Here is a 16,629-nt window from a genome sequence, read left to right as displayed (position 1 = left end):
GGTTGTTGCCCGTGGCCAGAGTGTCCGGGTGGTCGTCACCCAGGACCCGCCGACTGTCGGCCAGCACCTGCTCGTACAGGGGGATCGCCTCATCGATCCGCCCTACTGCCCGGTAGGCGCCCGCCAGGTTGTTGCCCGTGGCCAGAGTGTCCGGGTGGTCGTCACCCAGGACCCGCCGACTGTCGGCCAGCACCTGCTCGTACAGGGGGATCGCCTCATCGACCCGCCCCACCGTCTGGTAGGCGTAGGCCAGGTTGCGACCCGAGGCCAGAGTGTCCGGGTGGTCGCCCAGGACCCGCCGCCGGTCGGCCAGCACCTGCTCGTATTGGATGATCGCCTCATCGACCTGGTCTACTGCCTGGTAGGCGTGGGCCAGGTTGCTGCCGGTGGCCAGAGTGCTCGGGTGGTCATCACCCAGGACCCGCCGACTGTCGGCCAGCACCTGCTCGTACAGGGGGATCGCCTCATCGACCCGCCCCACCGTCTGGTAGGCGTAGGCCAGGTTGCCACCCGAGGCCAGAGTGCTCGGGTGGTCATCACCCAAGACCCGCCGACTGTCGGCCAGCACCTGCTCGTACAGGGGGATCGCCTCATCGATCCGCCCTACTGCCCGGTAGGCGCTCGCCAGGTTGTTGCCCGAGGCCAGAGTGCTCGGGTGGTCATCACCCAAGACCCGCCGACAGTCGGCCAGTACCTGCTCGTACAGGGGGATCGCCTCATCGACCCGCCCTACTGCCTGGTAGGCGCTCGCCAGGTTGTTGCCCGAGGTCAGAGTGCTCGGGTGGTCATCACCCAGGACCCGCCGACTGTCGGCCAGCACCTGCTCGAATTGGATGATCGCCTCATCGACCCGCCCCGCCGCCTCGTAGGCGCCCGCCAGGTTGTTGCCCGAGTTCAGAGTGTTCGGGTGGTCGTCACCCAGGACCCGCCGCCGGTCGGCCAGCACCTGCTCGAATTGGATGATCGCCTCATCGACCCGCCCCACCGTCTGGTAGGCGTAGGCCAGGTTGTTGCCCGAGGCCAGAGTGCTCGGGTGGTCATCACCCAGGACCCGCCGACAGTCGGCCAGCACCTGCTCGAACAGGGGGATCGCCTCATCGACCCGCCCCACCTCCTGGTAGGCGTAGGCCAGGTTGCCACCCGTGGCCAGGGTGTTCGGGTGATCGTCACCCAAGACCCGCCGACAGTCGGCCAGCACCTGCTCAAATTGGGCGATGGCGGTGGCGTATTGTCCCTGGCCCTGTCGGAAGGTCGCGGCGCGATCGGCTAGATGAAGTTGCTCAGGTGTGCGGGCGTCGGCGGGAGCGGTGCCCGTGAGAGCGTCGATGTGGGGTAGCAGTGCCGTCCATCGGGGCCAGCCTGCCGGGTTTCCCCACGGGTCGTCGGGGATAGCTGCGGTCAGCAACCGGGTCGCCTCGCTCACCAGACTGTCGGGGTCGTCGGCGGGTTGGTTCGCGCGGGTGACCGCTTGGACCAGGCGGTGCACCCCGATCATTGCATCGGTGCGGCTGATCATGTTGTAGGAGAGGAGCAGGGCTACCGCGTCTCTGACGTCGTCGGGGTCGTCAGCCAGTGGATACAGCACATCGACAGGTAGTCCGTCGGGTGCCAGCCAGGCCAGCACATCCAACACCCGTGCGGCCAGCGGCATCTGATCGGTGACAGTGTTCATGGTGATCTGCCACACCTCGGCGATGGTCCGCTGCGACTGACCACCACCTCCGGAATGGGCGGCGGTACGGGGAAAGCCTTCGATGAGCCGTTGTCGGTAGCCGTCGAATTCAACATCCGGCTGGCGGCTGATAAAAGCGGCGGCCTGCTCCAACGCCAACGGCAGATCACCCAACTCCTCGGCCAATCTGCCCGCCCCGTCCGTGTCGTCCAGGCCAGTCAACTGGTGCAGCAGATCCACACTGTCCGACCGGGCGAGGACCCCCAGCCGCAACGGCGCCAACCCCGAACGCCGCCACCACGCTCCACCCACATCCCGGCGGGTCGTTACCAACACGTCCCCCCGCCCACGCACCAACCCCAGCAGCCCGAGGATGTGATCGATCTCCTCGACGTTGTCCAACACCAACAGCCACCCCGAGTTGGCCTGCAACCAACCGACCGCCCACTCGTACGCATCCGCCAACGGCGCGGCCGGATGCAATCGCCGCGTCAACCCACCCAACCCCACCGCGATCGCATCTAGGCTATCCGCGGTCACCCACCACACCAGCCGATACCGAACCAACCGGTAACGGGCGTAGTGCAACACCAACTCCGACTTACCAATCCCCCCCAGACCGTGCACCGCCGCCTGCCCGACCGCCACCCCCGACGCGTCACCGGCCAGCAACACATCGAGCTGCGAGAGATCCCGACCCACGAACACCCGCGACTCGGCCGGCAGATTGTGCACCGCCCCGCCGTCACCCGCGCCGTCACCGACCCGCTGCGGCGGCGGCAACCCCGCCCCGTCCACCCCCACATTCGTCTGCGAATTGTGGGAGCCGATCTGCACCCCTGACGATCGATCCACCCACACCGACAGTGGCACTCTCGGACCGTCCGATGCTGTGGTCACCGCAGACCGTCGAGCGATGACCCGAAATGATTGGTCTGCGTGTTCTGCGACCCCACCTGCACCCCCTGCGACCCCTGCACCGTGACCGCTCCAGTCACCTCCGCGTCGGCCAACACTCGCGCCACATCCTCGGCAAGCCCGGCATCCTCGGACAGAGCCTTCACCAACACCGCCCGCAACACCTCCCGGCCAGCCTCATCATCAGGCTCCTCACCCACCTCCGTCACCGTTTGACCGATCTGCACCGACCGACCCGAACCCAACAACCGCCGCAACAACCGCCGTCCCACCCCCACACCAGCGTCCGCCGTCACGTCAGCGGACTGATCCACCACCCGCTGCACCACCGCCCCGCCATACGCCCCCGCCACCGTCGCCAGATACGGCACGGCGACACCGGCCAACTCAACCGCCCCCACCAACCCACCCCCTGCAATCCATCTACCAGCCAGCAGCCAACACAGGACCACCACCGACACCCACCACGCGACGATCAGACCGAAACCCGACACCCACCTCGGCCATCCCGTCTGCCGCCGACCCACACACCGTGGAGCGGGCCAGGGCCAGGGTGACAAGGTGGAGCGCCCTACCGGACGAACGACCTTGGCGCCCTGGCCCTGGTCTGCTCGGCTCTGCCTGGGTTGGTGGCTGTCGGGATGGCATCCCACCACCCACCAACTGGAACGTTCGGCAACTCCATCTCGGAGTCGTCTGGCCCCCCCGCCGGAGGCATGCCCTTCATTCGGCCGGCGCGCCGGCCGATGCCGGCGCTTGCGCCGCCAGCAGGCCGAGCGCGTCCGGCGCGGCCCGCTTGCGGGCCGCCTTGATCCTAATGAGACCAATTCGGCAGATGCCGGTCCTGCGTCACTGTCCCGCGTCGCTGTCCTGCACGCTGCTGGAACCCCCTCACCTGCGACCATCACCCGATCCGGCAGGCAGGCATCGCCGAATGGCCGCCGTCGGTGCGGGGGTATGCAGGCAGCCAAGATGTACGCAACAATGCAACCTCTAACGTGACAGAGGGGAGTGCCTGCGTGACTGCCCGCGACAGGTTGTGGGGAACCCCCTCTCCGGAAGACGCCGGGGCGCACACGGCGGACCTCTTCGACTGGCAAGCTGCCGTGGCTGCAGCTGACAGCTTTGCAGTAGCGGTCATGCACCTTGAAGATGCGAACAACGATGATGCCCTCTCGAAGGCGATCCTATGTGAACACCAAGAGGACTATGCGGTCGTTGACGACGATGAGGTCCAGCTCGTATCTGTGAAGCATCGAGGGCTGAGCCGCGGCGCCTACACCTGGTCCGCCTTAGCCGACGAGGGAGGTCTGGCCCACCTCTACGCGCGGTGGAAGGGATTGGGGCGCGGTCTGAGCTGCCGGATGCTGACGAATTCAGAGCTGAAGAGTGGTGATGATGCGTCAGAACTCCGAGCTGCATGTCAAAAGCTCCGAGATGGCGGGAACCGGGACGACTGCGAACGGGTCCTCCGCGCATTTACGGTAGAACTTCTCCGCATTCCCGAGAAGGCGGATATCCCTAAGAAGTGGCGACCCCTTGAGGGTACGTCGAAAGCACAAATAGCCCCTACTCAGGAACTCCTTGATGACGTTTCGGCATTCCTGTCGATTCTAACATTTGATACGGGCCGCCCTCAGCCGGATAATATCGAGGAGGCGGCACCTCAGAAGTATGTCGAGCCCTTGCTTGATCAACTTGGCCTCTCCGCGACAATGGCGAGGCCGGCCTGGAATGCAGTCCTTGGTATGTTCCGGCAGAGAATGAGGGGCCGCGGGAAACTTCCACTGCAGGACCTTGCTGGAATAATTGCCAATATTCGAGGCGAATCGAGCACTCAACGGCTGGAGCGAACGCTTCGCCGGCGAGTTGTGACTGCCCAGGATGTTATCTTCGCTGTGCAGAATGCAGTCAACAGCCCAGGAGCCTACGCGACTCCAAACTTAACAGTCGCCGCAACTCGCCTCGCCGCCAAGCTGGAGGATGGCGGATGCACTGTCACTACCATTCTTAGCGCCGAGACATTCGCCGAGCGGTGGAGGCGGGAGCGCCATAAAAATTCAGACGTTCCTGGAATGGCTGGCCAGTTCTACGACGCAGAGGAGCGCCTGCGATATCTCGCGAGCAAAGTAGCCGAAGAGGCGGCCGAGGAGTCCGGTGGAGCTAAGTTTGGCTCCAAGATGTGGCGCAAGCTTGACGGCTCGGAGCTCGCTGGTGCACTGGGTGCCCTTCCCGTACCCCATGACCCTTTGGTCGCCCTCGGGGGCATCTGTGACCTCGCAAGCAGATGTCAAGTCTGGTTCGGACCTCATTGGCGGATATCGAATTCGTCATTTGCCCCCGCTGCACTCAAAATCTGGAGCACCGTAGCACGCCAGATGGGCACTGCAGGCTGTGCCTCCAGCCGGAGGATAGCCATCAGCTCGACGCCAGCAATGAACCGTACGAAGTGGCTCAGATGCGGGTCCAACAGGCAGAGACAGAGGAGCTGCTTGCCGCCGGCAATGCGCGCATGGAGCAGCTGCGACAGGCATTATCCGAAACAGAAGAGCACGCAAAGAAACTGGCGTCGATTGTGGACGAACGCAGCCGTGAGCTCGTTAGTCCGCGCCTTCAGGAGTTTGCGGACGTTAGTGAAGCCATCGGAATGGCAGAGGAGAGAATCAAGGCTCTTGAGGAGAGGCTCCGTTATTGGGACCGCGCTAGCGACATCTCCAGAGTGGTGCGCAGGGCTAGAGATGTTCGCAACTCATTGAAGGATGCGGCAGCAGGGCGTGAGTCTTTGATCGAGCTCGCCAAGAAGGAGCTCCTGGCGGCGCTGACTGAAGAATACGCCCGGACGTTATCGAATTTTGGCGTCCCAGGGGTGGGCTCGGTCAGGATAGATGGTCGGACTTATCTTCCATACGTGAATGGTGAGCGCTTCGACAAAATCAGCACGGGCGGTCTTCGTACGGCCCTTGTCGTGGCGTACTGGGTGACACTGATTTCCGTGGCGTTGAGGGATCCTACAAGCAATATGCCAGCGTGCCTGGTCTTGGACAGTCCGCGCAAGTCGATTGGTGCTGGCGAGGCTCTGGCAGCCAACCTCTATAGGCAGCTGGACATCCTCGCCGAGACATATAAAGGGCGCGTCCAAATCATCGTGGCTGATAACGGTGTTCCCGCGGAGTATGCCAAGCGTTGGCAACGCCTTAGCTTCTCCTATCAGGAGCCTGTAGTGAGGTCCGTGAAACATCCCGGTCCGGCCGAAGTCATCACTCTCGACCGCCTGGCGAACGAGCGCGCTGCTGCCTGAAAGTGATGCCACTTTGTGTAGCTAGGTCCACGCTCTAACGCTTATTGAATGTGGGGCTGCACCCCATGTTCGGCGTAGGCGCCGACGTTGTCGGTCCGGGCCTTGATCGCTGTCAGCAGTCGCCGCGCTAGTCTCGCTGGCCCATACCTCTCCAGCTCGTCCGGCTTCACGTAGCGCCACTCCGTCAGCTCCCCATCACCGAAGCGAATCGCCTGCTCTTGTTCGATGGTGAGCGCTCCGGCGTCAAAGACGAATAGGAGTTTGTCGCCCTCCTGTTCAACAGGTGCCCAGTCGACAACCAGCATGGCGCCTAGCTCAATCCTAAGGCCAAGCTCTTCCTGAATCTCACGCCTGCATGCAGCACGCGGTGACTCGCCGGGCTCGACGTAGCCGCCGGGGATGTCCCAGTGGTTTTTGTAGCTGGGGCGCACGAGGAGCACGCGACCTTGGTCATCGAAGAAGAGGGCGCCGGCGGCGACGCGTGGGGTTGCCATGGGTGGCATCTCGTTGGCCGTCACCAGGGCAGCCTAGTTGGGGTGGATTCAGTCGAGCACCTTGAGTCGCTGGGCCAGGCCGACCAGTTCGGCCGAGGGCTTGCCGCGTTGGCGGCGGATCCAGGTTAGAGCGAGTTGGCGGCTGAGGAAGTGGTGCCGAACCTGCTCGGGTGCCATCTGTTCGGCGTCAAGGATGACGTCCTGGGCATCGTCGACGCGGTTCCACGAGCTGTAGGCGCGGGCGACTTCGAGGGCGTGCCGTACCCGACGCTCCATCGGTAGCCCGGCGGTGTCGACGCGCGGGCCGAGGTCGATTGCGACCTGTAGGTCGCCGAGCTCGGCGGCCGTCGCGACGCGGTGGATGGCGACGTTGGTCGGGCCGAACGCGGTCCAGAGGTGATTAGCGTCGGCCCCGAGTCGGCCGGCGGCCTGGTCGGCGGCGGCGAGGAAGGTACGGGTGGTGGGGGCGTCGTTGGAGCGGGCTGCGGCCATCGAACCGGACAGGAACAGCGTCCCGTAGACGGAGAGCAGCGCTGGTGTGGCGTGCGTGAGGTGGGGTTCAAGGTAGCCAGCAGCGTCTTCGGTGAGGCGTACAGCTTCGGTATAGCGGCCGGTGGCGTGCAGGGCATGTCCGACGGAGCGGAACAGGGATCCGGTGACGAGAGGGTCACCCGTGGGTCGGACTGCGGCCAAGCCGCGGTCGGCGGCGATCCATGCCAGGTCGCTCTCTCCAAGCTTGGTGAGCTGCGTAGCGGCGAGTTGGTACGCCAAGCCGAGAAGCCCATGAGCCTGGTCCTGGTCGTCGCCGTCGTGGTGGTCAGCGGCGGCCTGGGCGCGGTGTAGCAGCTCGGGCAGGCGGCCGGTCACGTACCCGAAACGGGAGTCCTGGTAAGCATCCCAGAGGGCACCTACCTCCTTCCTGAGCACAGCGACGCTCGTTGGCTCCACGTCCGTACCGCTGCCGAAGGGGCCGAGGACGCGGTAGTCCATCAGCGCGGCACGGAGGGCGGGGACGGTCGCGGTGCCGCTGTCGCCGGTCCAGTCGAGCAGCGAGGGTTCGCCGAGCAGGTCGCCGAGGGAGACGTCCAGGACTTCGGCGAGGGACTTGATGACGGAGAGCCGGTCCAGCTCGATCCGGTTGTTCTCGATCTTGCCCAACCAGTCGGCGGTGCGGCCGATGAGTCCGGCAAGGACTTCCTGGGACAGGCCGCGCCGGTAGCGGTACCAGGCGACGCGTTCGCCGATGGTCAGGTTGTTGGTTCTTCCGCGCACTGGTTCACCGTCTCCCCTCGGTCGGCTGCAACCCCGGAAAGATTTTCCGGGTTGCCGGGCGGTTTGTGCCACAACCTGTGTGCATGACGGGGCTGAACGTATCGAGCAACTGCCAATCCTGCTCGGGCGCGGGCTGGAAGTACACCCTCGCCCGCACCGCTGTCCGGGGGATGGGGCGTGGGTCGGAGCAGACCCGATCTCTGGTCCGACGGTCCTGCCTGGACTGCGCGGGTTCTGGTCGCGCGGCGACCTGCTGAGGCTGGCCCGGGGTGGGTGCTGGTGTGGGGCCGCGACCCGAACGACGGCCCGTGAATAGCCCGCCCGCCTCGGCGCTTCGCACACCGACGCCGCGCCGGCCAGGTGTCCCCGTACCGGGTGACCTGGTGCTGATCGATGGTCGGGCGTCGGTGCAGTTTGGCGGCGATCGGGTGCTGTGGTTGCGGGTGACCTCGGTGTGCGACAAGCCGACCTATGACGGCTGGGTGTGGCTGACCGGCTACTCCATCAACCCGGCGAGCGGCAAGGCGCTGGCGCGGCGGGAGGTCTTCGTGCAGATCGCCGGCCTTCAGGTCCAGCCAGGCAAGACCGACAGCGCGCCGCCTCGCAACGTGGCGCCGGTGATGAGGAGACGCGGTGTTTGACGTTCGGATACGACTCGGCGCGGTACTGGAGATCGACACGGCCGATCGACTCCTGCCGTCGGACGGGCCGGTGACGTTGTGGGTGACTGGAGTTCGGCTGGTGGCCCACCGCCCTTCGGACGATGAGTGGATTTGGGTCGAGGGGGTCAGGATCGGTCCGTGCGGCCGCCACGGCCGGCAGGCGCGAATCCTGGTGCGCGCAAGCTTCCTGCTGCCTGAGGGACCGGCGGATGACTACACATCTATCAGTGGCCCTGCGTGACCAGCCCCGGACTGCTCAGGCGCAGCTTGACCAGCACACCCGTCAGACGTCGTTGGGCGCTGCATCGTCTGCGCCGGGAAGCGGACAGCTTGAATCCTGCAAGGTTGCCTAGATAGGTTCTAGCTGTCCTGCAAAGGCTGACAAGTAACTGGTCCTGTATTTACGAGTTACCGACCCAAGGCTGGGTGCCACTGATGGCGTACGAGGTTCCGACGCCGAAATACCTGCGCGTGTTGAACACGCTGCGGAAGCGCATCGAAGATGGCGACTACACCCCCGGTGCGGCGCTGCCGTCGGAGAACCAGCTCTGCACGGAGTTCGGGGTCTCTCGCCCGACGGTGCTCAAGGCGCTGGGCATCCTTAAGCAGGATGGCTGGATCGAGTCGCAGCAGGGCAAGGGCAGCTTCGTACGCGGCCGGCCAGCTTCCGGCCGCACCTCACCCGACTACGCCCGCGACGCGGTGGAGTTGGACGAGACCGGAGAGACGGAGATCCTGCACGTCGGCCCGGTGCTCGCCTCCCAGCGCATCGCGGCGGAGTTGGAGATCCCGGAGGGTACGCCGGTCTACGAGCGGCGCCGCCGTACCGTTTCCGAGGCGGGGCCGGTGGACCTCGTCGCCACGTTCGTCCCAGTGGACATCGCGGTCGGGACCGCGATCACCAAGGCGGAGCCGATCCCGGGCGGCCTGCTTGACGTCATCGCCCGCCACAAGGGCCTGCGGGCTGACTACGCCACCGAGCGCATGACTGCCCGCCGGGTCAGCGAGGTCGAAGCTGAGGCGTTGGCCGTGCCAGCCGACGAGTCGGTCATGAGCGTTGTCATCACGGTTCATCAATCATCCGGCGACCCGATCATGACGTCGATCCTGGTGATGCCAGGTAGTCGGCATGAGATCGAAGACATCTACGCGCTGTCCTGAGAGGCAGCACCCGCATCCCGGCCGCTCCGACGCGCGATAGCCCTTTCCGCTCCCCGGCGCATACGCCTCGAAGCGCCGGGAAGATTTTGAAGGCGGCGGACCTCGTTCGGCCTCAGCTCGGGCCGGCTAGCCAGGGCGATCGCGGCGGCGTAGGGCCTGACGTCACGCTGAGCAAGCAGCAAGGCGACCTGGCTTAGGACGTTGAGTAGTACGACCCGGCCTGCCTGTGGATGGCCAGCGACAATCCAGAGCAGGCGGTTTCGATCCCACTGGGAGAACTCGCCCATCAGCAGCTCCGTCAGGACGGATGCATCGCTGCGGATGTTCGATGCGACTGCCAGTCGCACGAAGGAGAACGGGTTCCGGGCGAGGACCCGTAGTCCTTCGACGTCAACCCGTGGGTCCGTGGCGAGAGCCAGGTAATCACGCGGAGTACGAGGACTGGGAAGTAGCGCCTCGATATCCATCTTCTGCCTTCCTCCTCGCCGAACTCTCCACATTGTGCGGCCGACTCACATTAGCCTTGCTTGTACTTACAAGCTGACGTAGCTTGTTAGCTCAACCGGTTGTCAGGAAGGCGACTGGTGAGGCTGGGAGGTTGCCCCAAGTGGTTCCGATGACGTTGAAGGTGCCGGTCCCGTCCGAGTACGTCTTCCCCGCCGGGGCGCTGTGCCTCGGAGTGTCGCCGCAGATCGACTTTGAGCGGCGTAGTGAGGCGGACAACCAGGCGCGGGACAAGGAGACCGGGGAGCGGGTCTGGGTGGTCCGGGTGATGGACCTGGACCCGGAGGCCGGGAAGTTCGGCCGGTCGACTGAGGTGAAGGTAAAGGTGGTGGCGCCGCAGCAGCCGGTGCCGCCACCGTCGACGGTGCCGGGCTACCCGCCGGCTGTGGAGTTCGAGGGCTTGACCCTCACTCCGTACGTGGATTCGCAGCGGTGCAAGCCGGGCCGGTCCTCGGGTGACTGCCGCTCCCGCATGGCGTACTCCCTGCGGGCTACCGCTGTCCGTCCGGCGTCTGTTGTGGCCGGTTCGGTGGCTGCCTGACCGGTTGCGGTTTTGCGCGCGGGGCGGGTCGTTTCCCCGCCAAGAGTCCCGGCCCGCTCCCGCGCTCTCCCATCCCTCGTCTGATGAAGGAGGGCGTGATGCCCACCGTAGTTCACCCTGCCCTGATCATTGCCGTGCCGCTGCTGGTCGGCGCGCTGCTGATGGTCTTCCGCCCCCACCTGGCCGGTCTGCGGCACGCCTCCCGGGAGGTGGAGGCGGCGGTCCGTTCAGCGCTGCGGCTGCCGCCAGCTCTCGGCTCGGTCTCGGCCATCCGTTGCCCCCGCTGCCTGGAGTGGGTGAAGCCGCGCCGGTTCGACCTGCGCCGCATGTCCTGCCGGTCCTGCATTTCGACGCTGGGCCGTGGCCGTTCCGGTCGGGGCGGTGACCTGTGCCTCTGATCAACATCATTCCGGGGGACAAGATCCCCGTGGCGCCGATGAACGTGCGTCTTCCCGCGTGGCGGGTTCCGGGCTGGCTGCTGGTCTTCTGGTGGCTGGGTCGGGGTCTGTTCCGTCTCGCCGTGCTGGCGGCCCGCTACTGGTGGATCACCGTGCCTGCGGGCCTCGCGCTGTGGGTGCGGGTCGAGTTCGGTGGCCTCGTCCTGGCCGGCGTCGTCGCGGCGGTTGCCGTCGACTGCGTGGCCTGGTGGCGGTGGCACCCGTCGTCGTGGCTGCGATTCGGCTGGTACCCGCTCGTTGCTCGGATCCGCGCCCTGGTGGTCTACCGACCCCGGTGGGCGTCGGTCATGGCCACCTGCGGGCTGGCGACCGTGTTCGGCGGTGACCGGTACGTGCCTCGGCTGCTGCGGGTGCGCTGCGACCGGTGGGGCGATGAACTGACCGTGCGGATGCTGCCGGGCCAGATCCCTGACGACTGGGGGCAGGCCGCGGAACGCCTCGCCTACGCATTTCGCCTGCACACCGGTCAGGCCCGCTCGACAGCCCGACCGGATCGGGTGGTGGTCCGCTTGATGCGCCGCGACCCGCTTGCCGGCATCGTGGCGCCACTACCGGTGGACGACGTTCCAGACCTGGACGGGCTGCCGCTCGGAGTCCGGGAGGACGGGCAGGCGTACCGCTTGCGGCTAACCGGATCTCACGTCCTCATCGCGGGCGCGACCGGTGCTGGCAAGGGATCGGTGCTGTGGTCCCTGATCCGCTCCCTGGCCGGCGGCATCCGCTCCGGCCTGGTGGAGGTGTGGGCGTTCGACCCTAAGGGCGGCATGGAGCTGGCGGCCGGGGTGCCGCTGTTCGCCCGGTTCTCCTACGACGACCCGGACGGTATGGCCGGCGTCCTCGACGAGGCCGTGAAGCGCATGCGGCTGCGTGCGGCTCGGCTGCGTGGTGTGACTCGCCAGCACACGCCGACGGTGGAGGAGCCGTTGCTGGTCCTGGTGGTCGACGAGCTGGCGGCGCTGACGGCGTACATCACCGATCGGAAGGTCCGCGACCGGATCAAGGAAGCCCTCGGGCTGCTGCTGTCGCAGGGCCGGGCCGTCGGGGTGCACGTGGTGGCGGCGTTGCAGGACCCGCGCAAGGACGTGCTGCCGTTCCGGGACCTGTTTCCGACTCGGATCGGATTGCGGCTGACCGAGCCGGAGCAGGTGGACATGGTCCTCGGTGACGTCGCCCGCGACCGGGGAGCGCTGTGTGACCGCATCCCCGAATCGTCGCCCGGTGTGGGATTCGTGGTCCTCGACGGTGTTCGCGAACCCGTGCGGGTGCGGTTCGCCTACCTCACCGATGACGACATCCGAGAGCTGGGCCGCGACTACCGCCGACTCTGCGACGAGCCGGAGGTGACCCGGTGAAGACCAACACCGAGCGGGTGGAGGGCGTGGTCCTGGTGCTCATCGTCCTGACCGTGGGCGGGCTGGCCGGAGCGGCGTCGTTCACTCATGTGCACGACTGGACCATGGCCAACTCCCCGACTGGTACCGGGGACTGGTTCGGCTGGGCTAACGCTGCCATCTCCGAACTCCTACCCCTCGCGGCACTGCTCACCATCCGCCGACGGCGCCGCACGGGCGGACCGATCGGGTATCCGATGTTCCTGCTCGTCTGCGCCGTCGCCCTGTCCCTGTCGGCGCAACTCGCCGTGGCCAAGCCGGGCGTGTCCGGGGCGCTGCTGTCGGCCGTGCCGGCGCTCGCGTTCCTCGGCCTGTCCAAGCTCATCTTCTCCACCACCCCTGCGGCACCGGCCTCTGTCGACAAGCCGGCAACAGACACCAGCGAGTGGGGTGACGCCCCGCCCGGCTACAACCCGGTCAAGGACCGGCCACCCGTTGACGAGGACCAGGCGGTGACCGTCGCCGTGGCAGCCACCGACGAACAGCCTCGCCCGGCCGCGCTGCACCCGGCCCCCGTCGCGCCGGTTCAGCGTCGGCCAGGACTGGTGCCCGTGCCTGCGGCTGCCTTCACGCCCCGCAACAGCAACAGCTTCGTCCTGGAGCAGAACCGGTGAACCAACTCGAACTCATCCCCACCACGCCCGTCGAGCAGCCCCGCCGGGGATCCCGGGCCGACCGGCTGCGTAAACCCCTCGCGAAGGACGCGCTCAAGCAGCTCGCCGAACAGAACGGCGTCTGCGTCCGGCCCCTGGCCCTGCGCCGCACCGACACCACCACCGGCCTCACCGAGGTCGTCGAAGTGCCCTGCGGCGCGACCCTCGCCGTCAAGTGCAAGCCCTGCGCCGAGCGGGGCCGGCGGCTGCGCATTCAACAGATCCGCGAGGGCTGGCACCTCGCCGACGAACCCGCCGTGCGCCCCGACAAGCCCGGGGAAGACGTCCTCGCCCTGGTGCGGGTCCGGGCGCACCTGGAGTTCGAACGCGAAGCCGTGCAGTACCAGCCGATGACTCCCGACGAGCGGGCCGCCCACCTGGCCGAGATCGACGCCGCAATAGCCGAGCTGGACGAAGCCCTTGGCGAAACCAGCCTGCGCGGGCACCTCACGCCCAAGGACCGCGACGAGCGACCCCGACGCAAGCGATCCACCCGGCGGCGGCAGGACTCGCCCGACCTGCCCCGGTTGCCCATTGGCCCGCGCACCGTCGGCCGCGCCTACTCCGGCAAGGCGGGGAAGACCTACCGGCCGTCCATGCTCGTCACGCTCACCCTGGGCTCGCACGGGCCGGTGCACTCCCACCTTCGACGCGGCGCCTATATCGCGCCGTGCGAATGCGGCCAGCGCCACGGCCCTCATGACGACGTGCTCGGCACCCCCGTCGACCCAACCACTTACGACTACCGACGGGCGGCCTTGGACTCGATCCACTTCGCCCGGGTCCTGGACCGGTGGTGGCAGAACGTCCGCCGGGCCGCCGGCTGGAACGTTCAGTACGCCGGGGCCGTGGAGCTGCAACGCCGACTTGCCCCACACGCGCACTTCGCCATCCGGGGCACCCTTCCGCGTCGGCTGCTCAAGCAGATCGCGGCGGCCACCTACCACCAGGTGTGGTGGCCCCGCTTCGACGAACTGGCCTACGGGGTCGACAAGCCGCCAGTCTGGGACGTCGACCGACAGGCGTACGTCGACCCGAAGACCCGCGAACCCCTGCCCACCTGGGGTGAAGCGCTCGACGCCCTGGAGGAACCCGACAGCCGGCCCGCCTACGTGGCCCGACTGGGTCGCATCGACGCACGAGGCATCGAACAAGGCACCACGGACGCCGAACGGTCGATCCGGTACGTGACCAAGTACGTCACCAAGGATCTGACCGACCAAGCCAAGCCCCGCTCAGACCCGCAGAAGGCGCACTTCGACCGGCTCCACGCCGAACTGTCCGTACTGCCGTGCTCGCCGACCTGCGCCAACTGGCTGCTCTACGGCGTCCAGCCCGACTGCGTCAAGGCGGGCTTGACCCCCGGCCGGTGCACCGGGAAGGTCCACCAACGCTCCACCCTCGGCTTCACCGGCCGACGCGTGCTCGTCTCCCGACAGTGGTCCGGCAAGACCCTCGCCGACCACCGCGCCGACAACCGAGCCTGGGTGCGCGCCATCCTCGCCGGGGGCATGGCCGACACCGAGGACCAGGACCAGGCGGCCGACGACGCGGACGGGTCGAAGCGGTACCGGTTCGAGCTCGCCCGCCCCGAAGACCCCGACGTGCCGCCCCTGGAACACCGCCTCCTGCGCGCGATCTCGGCCCGCATCCGATGGCGAGCAGACCTCGACACCGCACGCATACGAACAGCCCACCCCGTTTCGGCAACCGATCAACCCGCCGCGCTCGCGGCATGAACCCCTCGGAGGAAACCTTGTCCATCGTCGTGCCGTTCGCGCCACGGCAGGCTGGCCCTCGGGTTGGCGAAGCCCATCCCCGGCCGGTCCGGGCGGTCTACACAGTCAAGGAAGTGGCCGTCATGTTGTCCCTGTCGGTCAGTTCGGCCTACGCCCTGGTCCGGTCCGGGCAGATCCCCGCCGAGCGCCTGGGGCGACGCTGGGTGGTGCCGGTTAGCCGCTTCCACGCCTGGCTTGACGGAGCATCCGGTGACCTTGCCGCCACCGGTACCGAAGCGCCACGCGGAGGTCGGTGATCGTGGGCTTCGTCATCAAGACTCCGGCGGGCACGTACCGGGCGAACTGGCGCGACTCGGCGAATCGGCAGAAGGCCAAGACCTTCCGCACCAAGAAGGCAGCGAACGCCTACCTCGCGGAGGTTGAGGGTTCTCTGAACAAGGGCACGTATGTCGATCCGCACGCGAGCAAAATGCGGTTCGACGAGTTCGTGGTTCGGTGGCTGGCTGGGCGGTCGGTGGAGGCCCGGACGAGCGAGCGGACGGAGTCGATGTTGCGAGCCCATCTGCTGCCGCAGTGGGCCGAATGGCCATTGGGGCGGATCGACTATCTGGCGGTACAGGAGTGGGTGACCAACCTGGGTCGGACTCTGGCGCCCTCGACCACGGCGAAGCACCTCGGGCTGCTCTCGATGATCATGCATACGGCGATCCGGGCGCGGGTTCTCGCGGTCAACCCGTGCGAAGGGGTCCGGGTGCCTCGCAACCGGGCGGGTGAGGCTCGCGCAACCACGATCAGTCGGGAGACGTTCGTCGGCCGGCTGCTGCCCGCCGTCCCGGCCGAACATCGGGGAATCGTCTGCGCCGCCGCTGGGGCGGGACTGCGCTGGGGGGAGTGCGCGGGCCTGCCATGGGAGGCGGTCGACCTTTATCGGGGGCTGTTGTACGTCGCCCAGGTGGCGGTGGAGACCCACGGCGGGATCGTGCTGCGGTCGTACCCGAAAAGTCGGGCCGGCGTGCGGGCGGTGCCCATGCCGCCGTTCCTTGTCGACGAGCTGCGCCAGCGGCGCGGCCCCGCCTCGCCGGACGGCCGGGCGCTGGTCTTCGCCGATCGGGACGGCGGGCCGCCGCGGCGGTCGAACTTCCGTCGGCGGGTGTGGCTGCCGTCGCTGGTGCGGGCCGGGCTGCTCGGCCGGGTCACCGAGAGGGCGCCGGGCCGGTGGCTGGCGGTGTGGCCAGACCGGCACGGCCGGGAGCAGCGGGCGGAGTTCGCGACGGAAGCGGCGGCGGTGGCGCACGCGGCAGCTTCGGCGTTCGGTGGGCTGCGGTTCCACGACCTGCGGCACTCGTACATCACCTGGTTGGTGACCGACGGGGTGCCAATCAACGTGGTGCGGCGGGTGGTGGGGCATGAGAAGGCGTCGACGACGCTGGACCGGTACACGCACACGCCCGAGGACTATGCCGACCGGGTCCGGCTGACGTTCACTGACGATTCGCTGACTTTCCGCCCGTCGCCCGGTCCGACCGCTCCGGGAGAAGCGCCTTCACCTGGGCGGGAGGGCGACCGGAAAGAGACGACCCCCGTCGGGGGGAGACGGGGGTCGTCGACGGTTCGGCTCCGGGGGGGTCGAGCCGAACCACTCAGCGGTCACGGGGGGTGCAACCGCCGAGGGTCTGTCTGTTTCGGGGATGTGAGAACTCGTCGTGCGAACAAGTCTGCCTGAGCGGACCCGTCACGTCGAGTGGTGTTCACTCCACTCAGCGCGAAAATCTCCTCGCGGAGTGTGAGCGCGGTCACGCCGACCGGAGTTGGAGGCGCCCGCCCGCAGGTCCGAGGGGTGGCCTGACCCCGGGCACCCGCCGACGA

General features: G+C 67.3%; 14 protein-coding genes. 10 read left to right on the top strand and 4 right to left on the bottom strand.

The features are described from left to right. Together ABZT87_RS07760 and ABZT87_RS07755 are read right to left on the bottom strand one after the other, a co-directional pair. A partial coding sequence (locus ABZT87_RS07760; protein WP_355134317.1) for a tetratricopeptide repeat protein occupies nucleotides 1-2,545 on the bottom strand: 2,545 nt, incomplete at its 3' end. Between the two features lie 23 nt (nucleotides 2,546-2,568). Continuing rightward, nucleotides 2,569-2,991, bottom strand: coding sequence for a hypothetical protein (locus ABZT87_RS07755; RefSeq protein ID WP_355134315.1), 423 nt, complete (start codon nucleotides 2,989-2,991; stop codon nucleotides 2,569-2,571). 2,057 nt (nucleotides 2,992-5,048) lie between these two features. Between ABZT87_RS07755 and ABZT87_RS07750 the strand changes: the two genes are divergently transcribed. After that, nucleotides 5,049-5,888: a hypothetical protein gene (locus ABZT87_RS07750; RefSeq protein ID WP_355134313.1), complete on the top strand. Its 840-nt coding sequence runs from the start codon at nucleotides 5,049-5,051 to the stop codon at nucleotides 5,886-5,888. A gap of 41 nt (nucleotides 5,889-5,929) precedes the next feature. Here the strand turns inward: ABZT87_RS07750 and ABZT87_RS07745 are convergent, their stop codons facing one another. Then, complete coding sequence (locus tag ABZT87_RS07745) at nucleotides 5,930-6,406, bottom strand: NUDIX hydrolase (protein ID WP_355134311.1); 477 nt, start codon at nucleotides 6,404-6,406, stop codon at nucleotides 5,930-5,932. Nucleotides 6,407-6,430: 24 nt separating this feature from the next. Beyond that, nucleotides 6,431-7,654 (bottom strand): helix-turn-helix domain-containing protein, encoded by a 1,224-nt coding sequence (locus ABZT87_RS07740; protein ID WP_355134309.1) that lies wholly within the window; start codon nucleotides 7,652-7,654, stop codon nucleotides 6,431-6,433. A gap of 383 nt (nucleotides 7,655-8,037) precedes the next feature. Here ABZT87_RS07740 and ABZT87_RS07735 point away from each other — a divergent pair, with 383 nt between their 5' ends. From ABZT87_RS07735 to ABZT87_RS07695, 9 genes are all read left to right on the top strand, one after another. Next, nucleotides 8,038-8,295, top strand: coding sequence for a hypothetical protein (locus ABZT87_RS07735; RefSeq protein WP_355134307.1), 258 nt, complete (start codon nucleotides 8,038-8,040; stop codon nucleotides 8,293-8,295). 456 nt (nucleotides 8,296-8,751) lie between these two features. After that, nucleotides 8,752-9,477 carry a GntR family transcriptional regulator gene (locus ABZT87_RS07730; RefSeq protein WP_355134305.1) on the top strand — a complete coding sequence of 242 codons (726 nt, stop codon included), beginning with the start codon at nucleotides 8,752-8,754 and terminating at the stop codon, nucleotides 9,475-9,477. A gap of 616 nt (nucleotides 9,478-10,093) precedes the next feature. After that, nucleotides 10,094-10,522, top strand: coding sequence for a hypothetical protein (locus tag ABZT87_RS07725; RefSeq protein WP_355134303.1), 429 nt, complete (start codon nucleotides 10,094-10,096; stop codon nucleotides 10,520-10,522). A 98-nt stretch (nucleotides 10,523-10,620) separates the two neighbouring features. Further along, entirely contained in the window at nucleotides 10,621-10,920 is a 300-nt protein-coding gene (locus tag ABZT87_RS07720; RefSeq protein WP_355134301.1) for a hypothetical protein, read from the top strand. Beyond that, complete coding sequence (locus tag ABZT87_RS07715) at nucleotides 10,911-12,332, top strand: FtsK/SpoIIIE domain-containing protein (RefSeq protein WP_355134300.1); 1,422 nt, start codon at nucleotides 10,911-10,913, stop codon at nucleotides 12,330-12,332. The genes ABZT87_RS07720 and ABZT87_RS07715 overlap by 10 nt, the downstream gene beginning before the upstream one ends. Continuing rightward, nucleotides 12,329-12,985 (top strand): DUF2637 domain-containing protein, encoded by a 657-nt coding sequence (locus ABZT87_RS07710; protein WP_355134298.1) that lies wholly within the window; start codon nucleotides 12,329-12,331, stop codon nucleotides 12,983-12,985. The genes ABZT87_RS07715 and ABZT87_RS07710 overlap by 4 nt, the downstream gene beginning before the upstream one ends. Then, nucleotides 12,982-14,763, top strand: a complete 1,782-nt coding sequence (locus tag ABZT87_RS07705; RefSeq protein WP_355134296.1) for a replication initiator — start codon at nucleotides 12,982-12,984, stop codon at nucleotides 14,761-14,763. The genes ABZT87_RS07710 and ABZT87_RS07705 overlap by 4 nt, the downstream gene beginning before the upstream one ends. Then, nucleotides 14,679-15,059, top strand: coding sequence for a helix-turn-helix domain-containing protein (locus ABZT87_RS07700; RefSeq protein ID WP_355004874.1), 381 nt, complete (start codon nucleotides 14,679-14,681; stop codon nucleotides 15,057-15,059). The genes ABZT87_RS07705 and ABZT87_RS07700 overlap by 85 nt, the downstream gene beginning before the upstream one ends. 2 nt (nucleotides 15,060-15,061) lie before the next feature. Beyond that, entirely contained in the window at nucleotides 15,062-16,486 is a 1,425-nt protein-coding gene (locus tag ABZT87_RS07695) for a site-specific integrase (protein ID WP_355134294.1), read from the top strand. Nucleotides 16,487-16,629 lie beyond the last annotated feature (143 nt).

It is taken from the genome of Micromonospora sp. NPDC005237 (assembly GCF_040607775.1).
Classification (GTDB): domain Bacteria; phylum Actinomycetota; class Actinomycetes; order Mycobacteriales; family Micromonosporaceae; genus Micromonospora.
Note: the sequence above shows the minus strand (reverse complement) of the source record. Positions and strands in the feature narration are given on the sequence as shown.